Source organism: Streptomyces sp. GC420 (assembly GCF_009916105.1).
Classification (GTDB): Bacteria; Actinomycetota; Actinomycetes; order Streptomycetales; family Streptomycetaceae; genus Streptomyces.
Map to the genome: position 1 here is coordinate 1 of NZ_JAAAXQ010000277.1, position 11,382 is coordinate 11,382.

Sequence of the window (11,382 nt, forward strand, 5' to 3'; positions counted from 1 at the left end):
GCCCACTCACCCACCCCGTTGCCGCAGGCACTGGGCCGGGGCGGAACCGCCCACCGGAGCCCGCGTGCGGCGCGCACCCAAGCCGTTGCCGCAGGCACTGGGCCGGGGCCCGGCGACCCACCGGAGCCGGGGTGGTGCCCCCGTCCGGCCCGGCGGCCGGAAACGAAACCAGCCACCCGCCGGAGGATCCCCGGGACCCGTCCACCCCCGGGGCCGCCCGGCAAGAGCCTTTCCGCGGGGACGGGGCGGCAGTCAAGAGGTGGAGCGCAGCGGAAATCGCAGAACGCGACACGACGAGGAACGAGGAGTGCCCTTGACCGGCGGCACGGGACCGCACCCAATCCCGGCCCACGGGCGGCCCCGTACGGCAACCGCACCCGACCCGGGTCGGCGGAATCCGCCCCGCCCCGACGCGGAAGGACCGGGGCCCCGTCACCTTTCGGTGGCGGGGCCCCGGTCGGAGGGGACGGTGCGGGTGTCACCGGAGCCAGGAGAACCGGTTGACGATCGGGAGGCGGGCCCAGATGCGGCCGAGGCCCCAGGTGTTGCCGGCGGCGGTGACCGCGAGGGCGATCAGGACGACGGCGTAGATGAGGTGGTAGTCGACGAACGGGTTGGTCGACATGCTCGCCGATCCGTCCGAGAGGTGCTTGGCCGGCGGCCATTCCGCGACCCACATCAGGGCCATCATCAGGGTGCCGGCGGCCGCGGCGAGCCGGAGGGCGACGCCGCTGACGAGGGCGAGTCCGATGCCGAGGAGGCCGAGCATGAACAGCCAGTTCGCCCAGCCGGCGCCCGCCCACTCGTGGAAGGTCGATTCCATCGGGCCGACCGAGACGCCGCTCAGGAAGCCCATGGTGGGCGAACCGCCGTCGATCCAGCCCTTGCCGGACGGGGTGGCGTAGCCGAGGCCGAAGGTCTTGTCGAGGAACGCCCACAGGAAGACGAACCCGGTCAGGACCCGGACCGAGGCGAGGACGTACGCGGCGGTCGAGGTGGTCGCGACCGCGGTCTCGCCGGTCGCGGCCGCGCCGGCCGGCCTGCGCAGCGACGGGAAGTGGAAGCCGGTGTGACGGTGGGTGTGGTGCACGGCCATGATGTTCATCCCTCCAAGGGAAGCTGCGCTCGTCGCGCTCTGTCGTCCTGGTCTCTCTCTTCGTTGCGCCTTCAATGTCCCGCGTCCGCCGCCGCTGCCGCAGGGGTCGTGGGGCCTGTGTCGTGGGGCCGAAGGGCCCTGCCGCGCGGGCCCGTTCAGCTGCGCGCGGTCAGCTTCCCCAGGTCCATTCAGCCACTTCGGGCAGGTCGGTGCCGTGTTCACGGATCCAGTCGTGGTGGCGCAGCCGGGTGTCCTCCATCAGCTGCCTCACCGGAGCGGCCCGTACGGCGAGACCCGGTACCCGGTCGATGACGTCCATGACGAGGCGGTAGCGGTCCAGGTCGTTGCGGACGACCATGTCGAACGGCGTGGTGGTGGTGCCGATCTCCTTGTAGCCGCGCACGTGCAGGTTGGCGTGGCCCGTGCGTCGGTAGGCGAGGCGGTGGATGAGCCACGGGTAGCCGTGGTACGCGAAGATGACCTGCTTGTCGCGGGTGAACAGCGCGTCGAACTCCGGGCCCGGCATGCCGTGCGGATGCTCCTCGGCGGGCAGCAGCCGCGCCAGGTCGACGACGTTGACCACGCGGACGGACAGGTCCGGCAGATGTGTGCGGAGCAACTGGGCGGCGGCCAGCACCTCCTGGGTGGGTACGTCGCCCGCGGCGGCCAGCACCACGTCCGGTTCGCGTGCGGCGGTCTCGGTGCCGGCCCACTCCCAGATCCCGGCCCCGCGGGCGCAGTGGGCGCGTGCCTGGTCCATGCTCAGCCAGTCGAAGCAGGGCTGTTTGCCGGCGACGACCACGTTGACGTAGTCGCGGCTGCGCAGCACGTGGTCGGCCACGGACAGAAGGGTGTTGGCGTCCGGCGGGAGGTAGACCCGTACGACCTCGGGGCTCTTGTTGAGCACGTGGTCGATGAAGCCGGGGTCCTGGTGGGAGAAGCCGTTGTGGTCCTGCCGCCAGACGTGCGACGTCAGCAGGTAGTTGAGGGAGGCGATGGGGGCCCGCCAGGACAGCCGCCGGGTCACGCGCAGCCACTTGATGTGCTGGTTGACCATCGAGTCGACGATGTGGACGAAGGCCTCGTAGCAGGAGAACAGTCCGTGCCTGCCGGTGAGGAGGTATCCCTCCAGCCAGCCCTGGCAGGTGTGTTCGGAGAGGATCTCCATGACGCGGCCGTGCCGGTCGAGGTGCTCGTCCACGTCGAGGGTCTGGGCCTGCCAGGCCTTGCCGGTGGCGGCGTAGACGGCCTGGAGCCGGTTGGAGGCGGTCTCGTCGGGGCCCACGAGACGGAAGTCGCGGCGCTCGCCGGTGGCCTCCATGACGGCTTCGAGGAGGTCGCCGAGGATCCGCGTGGGTTCGTGGAGCGTGGCTCCGGGCTTGTCGACGGGGACGGCGTACCGCTCCAGCGGGGGCAGGGGCAGCTCGCGCAGCAGCAGCCCGCCGTTGGCGTGCGGGTTGGCGCCGAGGCGCAGCCGTCCCGCGGGGACGCAGGCGAGGACGTGGTCGCGGGGGCGGCCCCGCTCGTCGAAGAGTTCCTCGGGCCGGTACGAGCGCATCCACGCCTCCAGTTGGCGCAGGTGCTCGGGGTTGTCCCGGACGGCGGCCAGCGGGACCTGGTGGGCCCGCCAGGTGCCTTCCACGGGCAGTCCGTCGACCTCGGCGGGCCCGGTCCAGCCCTTCGGGGTGCGCAGGACGATCATCGGCCAGCGCGGGCGCTCGGTGCCGCCCTGCTCGCGGGCGGTGCGCTGGATCAGGTCGATGTGTCCGAGCGCGGTGTCCATGGCGCGGGCCAGGGCCCGGTGCACCTGGGCCGGGTCGTCGCCGGTGACGTGGATGGGTGTGTGGCCGTAGCCGCGTAGCAGTTCGTCGAGTTCCTCCTCGGGCAGCCTTGCCAGCACGGCGGGATTGGCGATCTTGTAGCCGTTGAGGTGCAGGATCGGCAGTACGGCCCCGTCGTGGACGGGGTCGAGGAACTTGTTGGAGTGCCAGGAGGCGGCGAGCGGGCCGGTCTCGGCCTCGCCGTCGCCGATCACGCAGGCGACCAGCAGGCCGGGGTTGTCGAGTGCGGCGCCGTAGGCGTGGGAGAGGCTGTAGCCGAGCTCGCCGCCCTCGTGGATGGAGCCGGGGGTCTCGGGGGCGACGTGGCTGGGCACGCCGCCGGGGAAGGAGAACCGCCGGAACAGCCGTGCCATGCCCGCCTCGTCACGGCCGACGTCCGGGTAGGTCTCGCTGTAGCTGCCCTCCAGCCAGGAGTTGGCGAGGACGGCCGGCCCGCCGTGCCCGGGGCCCCAGATGCACACGGCGTCCTGCCCCCGGGCTTTGACGACACGGTTGAGGTGGGTGTGGACGAGGTTCAGGCCGGGGGAGGTGCCCCAGTGGCCGAGCAGCCGCGGTTTGACGTGCTCGGGGCGCAGCGGCTCGGTCAGCAGCGGGTTGGACATCAGGTAGATCTGGCCGACGGCGAGGTAGTTCGCGGCGCGCCAGTGGGCGTCAAGGGTGCTGAGTTCCTCTGCCGAGAGCTCGGTGTGCGTCGTCTGCGGGACGTCGGGCATGGCGGGTTCTTCCTCCGTGTCACGGTCACGTGCGGTCGGTTTCGCGTACCGGTCCGCGCCCATCCCTACCCCTTCCGCGGTCCGCCGCCCCGGGGGCGCGCGGACGGGCCGCCCGGCCGCGCGCGGCACGGTGTCCGGGTGTTCGCGCACGCCCGCGCCAAACCCACGCGTCACGCCCCGGCGGACCGGCGGGCGACCGCCGCACCCCCTCACCCGCACGCGCCGCACCCCCTCACCCGCACGCGCCGCGCCCCCTCACCCGCACGGGCCGCCCGGCGGCGCGGCCGGGAGCGCGGCAGCACGGGCGGCAGAGGGCGGGCGGGGTCAGACGGCGCGGAGGCCGTGTTCGCGGAACTGCTCGCGGACGCGTTCGGTCAGTTCCGGGTCGGGCACCGGGTTGTCGCTCAGCGGGAAGGGGATGCCGAGGGCCTCGTACTTGTGCGCGCCGAGCTTGTGGAAGGGCAGGACGTCCACCCTGTCGACGTTGCTGAGCCCGGCGAGGAAGGCGCCGAGGCCGTCGACGGCCTCGGGGTCGTCGGTCCAGCCGGGGACCAGGACGTAACGGATGTACACGGGGATGCCCAGCCGGTCCAGCCGGTTCGCGAAGGACAGTGTGGGCCCCAGGTCGCCGCCGGTGAGCCGGCGGTAGGTGCGGATGTCGAAGGACTTGATGTCGAGGAGCACCAGGTCGGTGTCGGCGAGGAGTTCGTCGGTGGCCCGGGCGCCGAGGAAGCCGGAGGTGTCCAGGGCGGTGTGCAGGCCCGCCTCCTTGCACCGGCGCAGCACCGCGCCGGTGAAGGCGGGCTGGAGCAGCGGCTCGCCCCCGGTGATCGTCACTCCTCCCCCGGCCCTGCTGATGAACGGCCGGAACTTCTCGATCTGCTCCATCACCTCGTCGACGGTGGCCTCCCGCCCGTCCCGCATGTGCCAGGTGTCGGGGTTGGCGCAGTACAGGCAGCGCAGCGGGCAGCCGCTGACGAAGAGGACGAAGCGGGTCCCGGGACCGTCCACGCCGGTGGACAGGTCCCAGGAGTGGACGCGGCCGGTACGGGTCCCGGTGCGCGTGCGCGTCTCCGGGTCGTGCCCGGCGAGCGCCTGCTGCTCGGGGGTGCACGGGGCCGTCGTGGCCGGCGGCCACTCCCCGGCACGAGCGGGGTCCGCGGGGGCCGTGCGGCCCGGGACTCGTACGGTCGTCGTCACGTCGCTCACACCCTTCACAGTGCCCCGTGGAACGTGCGGCTGATCACGTCGAGCTGCTGTTCACGGGTCAGCCGGACGAAGTTCACGGCGTACCCGGAGACCCTGATCGTCAGGTCGGGGTACTTCTCCGGGTGCTCCATGGCGTCCTCCAGCGTCGCCCTGTCCAGCACGTTGACGTTCATGTGGAAACCGCCGGAGGCGGTGTACGCGTCGAGGATGCCGACCAGGTTGTCCGCCCGCTCGGCCGGGTCATGGCCGAGCCCCTCCGGTGTGATCGTCGTGGTGAGCGAGATGCCGTCGCGGGCCTGCTCGTACGGGAGCTTGGCGACCGAGAGCGCCGAGGCCGCCACGCCGTGCCGGTCGCGCCCGTTCATCGGGTTGGCGCCCGGGGCGAAGGGCTGTCCCGCGCGGCGCCCGTCGGGGGTGTTCCCGGTGTGCTTGCCGTAGACCACGTTGGAGGTGATCGTCAGCACCGACTGGGTGTGCTCGGCGTCGCGGTACGTCGGGTGCTTGCGCACCTTCTCCATGAACGAGGTCACCAGGCCGGCCGCGATGGTGTCGGCGCGGTCGTCGTTGTTGCCGTACGCCGGGTAGTCGCCCTCGATCTCGTAGTCCACGGCGAGCCCGGTGGCGTCCCTGACGGCCTTCACCCGGGCGTGCTTCACGGCGGACAGGCTGTCGGCGGCGACCGAGAGTCCCGCGATGCCGCAGGCCATGAACCGGTGCACGGGGTGGTCGTGCAGCGCCATCTCCAGGCGCTCGTACGCGTACTTGTCGTGCATGTAGTGGATGACGTTGAGCGTGTTGACGTACGTCGCGGCGAGCCAGTCCAGCATCCGGTCGTACGCCGCCGACAGCTCCTCGTAGTCCAGGTACTCGCCGGTGAGCGGGGGCGCCGCGGGGGCGATCTGCTCGCCGGTCATCTCGTCCCGGCCGCCGTTGATCGCGTACAGCAGGGCCTTGGCCATGTTGACGCGGGCTCCGAAGAACTGCATCTGCCGGCCGACGGCCATCGCCGACACGCAGCAGGCGATCGCCGTGTCGTCACCGGTGCACGGCCGCATCAGCTCGTCGGACTCGTACTGCACGGCGCTGGTGTCGATGGACACCTGGGCGCAGTACTGCTTGAAGCCGGCGGGCAGGTCGGGCGACCACATCACCGTGAGGTTGGGCTCGGGCGCGGGGCCGAGGTTGTAGAGCGTCTGGAGGAAGCGGAACGAGGTGCGGGTGACCAGCGGCCGCCCGTCCTCGCCGATGCCGCCGATCGACTCGGTGACCCAGGTCGGGTCGCCGGAGAACAGCGTGTCGTACTCGGGGGTGCGCAGGAACCGCACGATCCGCAGCTTGATCACGAAGTCGTCGATCAGTTCCTGGGCGCGGCTCTCGTCGATGACGCCCGCCTCGAGGTCCCGCTGGAGGTAGATGTCGAGGAAGGTGGAGGTGCGGCCCAGCGACATCGCGGCGCCGTTCTGCTCCTTCACCGCCGCGAGGTAGGCGAGGTACAGCCACTGCACGGCCTCGTGGGCGGTGGCGGCGGGGCGGGAGACGTCGCAGCCGTAGGAGGCCGCCATCCGGGTGAGTTCGCCCAGCGCCCTGGTCTGCTCGGCCAGCTCCTCGCGGTCCCGGATCACGTCCGGGGTGGAGGGCGCGGCGTCGAGGAGGGCGCGTTCCTCCAGCTTGGCGGCGATCAGGCGCTCGGTGCCGTAGAGCGCCACCCGGCGGTAGTCGCCGATGATCCGGCCGCGGCCGTACGAGTCCGGCAGGCCGGTGATGACGCCGGCCTTGCGGGCGGCGCGCATCTCGGGCGTGTAGGCGTCGAAGACACCGTCGTTGTGGGTCTTGCGGTAGGTGCCGAAGACCTTGGTGACGAAGGGGTCCGGTTCGTAGCCGTACGCCCTCAGTCCGTTCTCCACCATCCGCAGGCCGCCGTTCGGCATGATCGCCCGCTTCAGCGGGGCGTCGGTCTGCAGGCCGACGATCAGCTCGCGGTCGCGGTCGATCCAGCCGGGCGCGTGGGAGGTGATCGTCGAGGGGGTCGCGGTGTCGACATCCAGGATTCCGCGGGCCCGCTCCTCCGGGAAGAGGGAGCTGACCTTCTCCCACACGGCGCGGGTGCGGCCCGTGGGTCCCGTCAGGAAGGCGGAGTCGCCCTCGTACGGGGTGTAGTTGGCCTGGATGAAGTCGCGCACGTCGACGCGGTCGCGCCAGCGCTCACCGGTGAAGCCGTGCCACGCGTTCGTCGCGGTCACGGGTGTTGCCGCGCCTGTCGGGGCCGCCGCCGTCATCACTGCCTCCGGTCTCGGTCATAGCGCCGTCCGGCGATCGGCCGGACGTCTCACTCTCGATGGTCGCCGCTGCGGCGGACCCCGGCCAGGGCCGACGGGAGCCGGCGGCGATGCCGTACGGCCCCGTCCCCGTACCGCCCCCGGGGCCGATGCGCCCGAGCATGCGGGGCCGTTCGGCCCCTCTTCGCCCATGCGCCCCGATCCGCGGCGACACGCGGGATTCCGCCTGCTAGACAGAGATCGTCGCCGGGCGGGAAGGCGGCCACGCCGCCCGCACCGGCCCGGCACCCGAAGGAGGAATGCACGATGACCGGCAGGAAGAACGAGCCCCTGGCCACCGCCACCGCGGTGCGGCTGCGCATCGACGGGGAGGTGGACGAGCAAACGGTGGCCTACGCCCGGCGGAAGGTCGACGCGGTCGTGACCAGGCCGGGGCTGCCCGCCGTCACCGGTGAGGTGCGGCTCGCGAAGGCGGCCGCGCACCATGTGGCGCAGCCCTGGACGGCCGCGGCCGAGCTGAGCGCCGGCGGTCGCACCGTCGTCGTGAACGCCCAGGCGGCCACCGGGAGCGAGGTCGTCGACGAGCTCCAGGACCGCATGCGCCGGCAGTTGGAGAAGGCCGCCCACGCCCACCCGGACCGCCGCAACGCGCCCGCCCCGCCCTGGCGCGGCGGCACGGCGACGGACACCCCGGTGGCGTGACCACCCGGCGGTGAGCACGGCGAAGGCCCGGTCGGCGCGAAGCCGGCCGGGCCTTCGCCGTGTCGTTCGCCGCGTGCGGCGCGCGCAGGGTGAAGAAGCCCTCCGGCGCACGGGGCCGTTCCGCCAGGACCCGCGCACGAGCCGGACAGGGTCATGCGGGCTGCCGGGGCACGGCCGCGGAGGCCGCCGCCTGCCGCGGGTCGAGCTTCTCCAGGACGCGGCCGCGGAGAAGCTCGTACTCGTCACGGAGCCTGCACCACTCGGTCGCGGGCGGGCGGGGGACGACGACGCCCCCGGTGACGATCTCCTCCGGCCCGAACTGCTCGCGGGTGAGGTCGATCTCGATGCCCATGCCCAGGCGGTTCCACCAGTGGTAGTCCACACGCTGCCCGCCGACGTGGACCTCCCCCCGGATCAGCTCGCCTCCCAGCAGGTCGTTCAGCACCATGGCGGTCACCCCGCACTGGTCCCGGGCCGGGTTGTCCGGGGTCCAGCGCGACCGGAACTCGGGCGTGCACGTCTCGGCACTCCAGCTGCTGCGAACGGCTCGTTCGATGTCGGTGAGAAGTAACGTCGTCATGCCGGTGATCCTGCCAGTGGGCGCTGACAGCGGCCGGACGCGGCAGCGCGGGCGGACACGGCACGCGGCTCCCGGCTCCCGGCCCCAGAACACGCGCCGCCTGTCACACTGGCCCCGCGGGCGCCGCGGTGGGCGGCGCACAGGGGAGGGAACCGATCGCGGGATGTCCCGATGGGTAGTGCTGGCCATACCGGTCGACGGCGCCGCGGACGCCGCCCGTGACGTGCGCACGGTCGTGGAACTGGAGGGCGGCCCGGAAGAGGCGGAAGCGGCCCTCGTGCAGGCGGTGGACACTTACGCGCACAGCATCTGGAAGGTGCGCCGCCGGGAGATCTTCAAATGCTCCGACCGGTCCTACTTCCTTCGCCTCCGGGGGCGTATGGCGACGTACGGCTTCCTCGTCCAGCTCGCCGAACTGGTGCACGACTCCGACGCGTCGCCCGACTCCCGGCCCCTCTCCTGAGCCCCGGCGCGGTCCGGCCGGGCCGGGGACGGGGAACTCAGGCCGGGGTCAGCGGGGCCGGCTCCGTGTGCCGCTCGCGCCGTGCCAGGTCGCGCAGCGGTCCCGGCACGGCCATCAGCTCGGCCCAGGTGCCCCGCTGGACGGCCCGTCCGTGGTCCAGGACCAGGATCTCGTCGACGTCCTCCAGACCGGCCAGGCGGTGGGTGATCAGCACGGTGGCCCGGCCGCGGGTGGCCGTGAGGAGGTCGGCCGTCAGCGCGTCGGCGGTGGGCAGGTCGAGGTGTTCCGCCGGTTCGTCGAGGACGAGGACGGGGAAGCCCGCGAGCAGCGCGCGGGCGAGGGCGAGGCGCCGGCGCTGGCCGCCGGAGAGACGGGCGCCGTGTTCGCCGACGGGGGTGTCGAGGCCGCCGGGCAGGGCGCGTACCCAGGTGTCGAGGCGGGCCGCGGCCAGGGCGGACCGCAGTTCGGTGTCGGTGGCTCCGGGCCGGGCCAGGCGCAGGTTCTCGCGCAGGGAGCTGTCGAAGAGGTGGGCGTCCTGCGCGCACAGGCCGACGACGCGCCGTACGTCGTCCCCGGCGACGGCGGTGGCGTCGGTGCCGGCGAGGGTGTACCGGCCCGCCGCCGGGTCGAGGAACCTCAGCAGCACGTGGGCCAGGGTGGTCTTGCCCGCGCCGCTGGGTCCGACGACGGCGATCCGCCGCCCCGGGGTGAGGTCGAGGTCGATGCCGTGGAGGGCGGGCGTCGTACGGCCCGGCCAGACGGCGGTGAGGCCGCGCAGCCGCAGGGGCAGGGCGGAGGGCGACGGGAGCGGCACCGGGTCGGCGGGTTCCCTCACCGGCTCCGGGGTGTCGAGGACGTCGACGACCCGTTCGGCGGCGCGCCGGCTGCGCTGGCGCACCTGTGCGGCGACGGGGAGTCCGGCGACGGCTTCGAAGGCGGCGAGCGGGGTGAGCACCAGGACGGCGAGCAGGACGCCGTCGAGCCGTCCGGCGGCCACGGCCTGGACGCCGACGGCCGCGCTCGCGGCGGTGGTGAGGCCGGCGACGAGCGCGACCAGTCCCGAGCCGAGCCCGGCGGTGACCGAGGAGCGGGCGGCGAGCGCGGTGAGGCGCGCGTCGGCGTCCCGTACGGCGGCCAGCCGGCGCGGCAGGGCCCCTGCAACGGTGAGTTCGGCGGTGCCGGTGAGGGTGTCGAGGACGGTGGTGGCGAGTTCGCCCCTGGCCGGTGCCTGCCGCCGTTCGGTCCTGCGGGACAGGGCGGCGCTCAGCAGCGGCACGCCGGCCCCGGCGAGCAGCAGTCCTGCGGCGAGGACCGCGCCGGCCGCGGGCAGCAGGGCGGCGAGCAGCACGGAGGCGGCGGTGCCGACGGTGGCAGCGGCGGCGGCCGGCAGCAGGAAACGCAGCAGGTGGTCCTGTACGGAGTCGACGTCCGCGACGAACCGGGAGAGCAGGTCGCCCTTGCGGTACAGGCGCAGCCCGCCGGGTGCCAGCCGTTCCAGGCGGGCGTAGACGGCGGTGCGCAGGGTACCGAGGCCGCGCAGGACGGCGTCGTGGGCGACGAGGCGCTCGGCGTAGCGCAGCACGCTGCGGCCGACGCCGAAGGCGCGTACGCAGGTGACGGCGACCATGAGGTGCAGCACGGGCGGCTGCTGCGAGGCGCGTGAGATGAGCCAGCCGGAGGTGCCCATCAGCGCGACGGCGCAGCCGAGGGCGAGCGAGCCGAGCAGCGCGGCCAGGGCGAGCCGGCCGCGGATCCGCCCCGTGGAGACCGCCATCCGGGTCAGCCTCCGCAGCGCGGGCCCGCCGGAGCGGCCGGAGCGGCGGGAGCTGCGGGAGCTGCGGGAGCTGTCCTCCTCGGGGGCCGGAGGGCCCGCGGCGCCGGGCGGGCCCTGTGGTGTGCTCGCGGCGGCCGGGCGGGGCGGCGTCAGGACGAAGTCCTCGGTCGGCGGGGCGAGTTCCACGCGGTGGTCGGCGAGGGCGAGGAGCGCGGGCCGGTGGGCGGTGAGGATCACGGTGCGTCCGGCGGCCAGTCGGCGTACGGAGTCGACGACGGCGGCCTCGCTCTCGCCGTCGAGGTTGGCGGTGGGTTCGTCGAGGAGGACGAGCGGGCGGTCGGCGAGGAAGGCGCGGGCGAGGGCGATGCGCTGGCGCTGGCCGGCGGACAGTCCGCTGCCGCCCTCGCCGATGCGGGTGTGTTCCGCGTCGGGCAGGGCGTCGGTGAACTCCAGGGCGAGGGCCTCGCGCAGGGCGCGGCGCACGTCGGCGTCGCCGGCGCCGGGGCGGGCGAGGCGGACGTTGTCGGCGATGGTTCCGGCGACGAGGTGGGGCCGCTGCGGCACCCAGGCGATGTGCCGGTGCCATGCGGCGGGGTCGAGGGCGGCGAGGTCGTGGCCGCCGACGGTGACGGTGCCGGCGGTGGGGGCGGTGAGGCCGAGCAGTACGGACAGCACGGTGGTCTTGCCCGCGCCGGAGGGGCCGGTGAGCGCAACCGTCTCACCGGGGT

Annotated in this window: 8 protein-coding genes; 2 read left to right on the forward strand and 6 right to left on the reverse strand. The window is 73.6% G+C overall.

Features of this window, described 5'->3' with window-relative positions:
• Positions 1–478: 478 nt before the first annotated feature.
• The 4 genes from GUY61_RS27365 to pflB all read right to left on the reverse strand — a co-directional run bounded on the left by GUY61_RS27365 (position 479) and on the right by pflB (position 7,135).
• On the reverse strand, positions 479–1,096 hold the full coding sequence (locus GUY61_RS27365) for a DoxX family membrane protein (protein WP_166632930.1): 618 nt from the start codon (positions 1,094–1,096) through the stop codon (positions 479–481).
• A 169-nt stretch (positions 1,097–1,265) separates the two neighbouring features.
• On the reverse strand, positions 1,266–3,650 hold the full coding sequence (locus GUY61_RS27370; protein WP_166632924.1) for a phosphoketolase: 2,385 nt from the start codon (positions 3,648–3,650) through the stop codon (positions 1,266–1,268).
• Positions 3,651–3,974: 324 nt separating this feature from the next.
• Entirely contained in the window at positions 3,975–4,673 is a 699-nt protein-coding gene (gene pflA, locus GUY61_RS27375; RefSeq protein WP_208106521.1) for a pyruvate formate-lyase-activating protein, read from the reverse strand.
• A gap of 191 nt (positions 4,674–4,864) precedes the next feature.
• Entirely contained in the window at positions 4,865–7,135 is a 2,271-nt protein-coding gene (pflB, locus tag GUY61_RS27380) for a formate C-acetyltransferase (RefSeq protein WP_166632925.1), read from the reverse strand.
• Between the two features lie 306 nt (positions 7,136–7,441).
• Between pflB and GUY61_RS27385 the strand changes: the two genes are divergently transcribed.
• Positions 7,442–7,837: a hypothetical protein gene (locus GUY61_RS27385; RefSeq protein WP_166632926.1), complete on the forward strand. Its 396-nt coding sequence runs from the start codon at positions 7,442–7,444 to the stop codon at positions 7,835–7,837.
• 151 nt (positions 7,838–7,988) lie between these two features.
• Here GUY61_RS27385 and GUY61_RS27390 read toward each other — a convergent pair whose 3' ends face one another.
• Positions 7,989–8,417, reverse strand: coding sequence for a hypothetical protein (locus GUY61_RS27390; protein ID WP_166632927.1), 429 nt, complete (start codon positions 8,415–8,417; stop codon positions 7,989–7,991).
• A gap of 163 nt (positions 8,418–8,580) precedes the next feature.
• Between GUY61_RS27390 and GUY61_RS27395 the strand changes: the two genes are divergently transcribed.
• Complete coding sequence (locus GUY61_RS27395; RefSeq protein ID WP_166632928.1) at positions 8,581–8,880, forward strand: hypothetical protein; 300 nt, start codon at positions 8,581–8,583, stop codon at positions 8,878–8,880.
• 37 nt (positions 8,881–8,917) lie between these two features.
• Here the strand turns inward: GUY61_RS27395 and cydC are convergent.
• Positions 8,918–11,382, reverse strand: a 2,465-nt coding sequence (cydC, locus tag GUY61_RS27400; protein WP_166632929.1) for a thiol reductant ABC exporter subunit CydC, incomplete at its 5' end; no start/stop codon positions are given.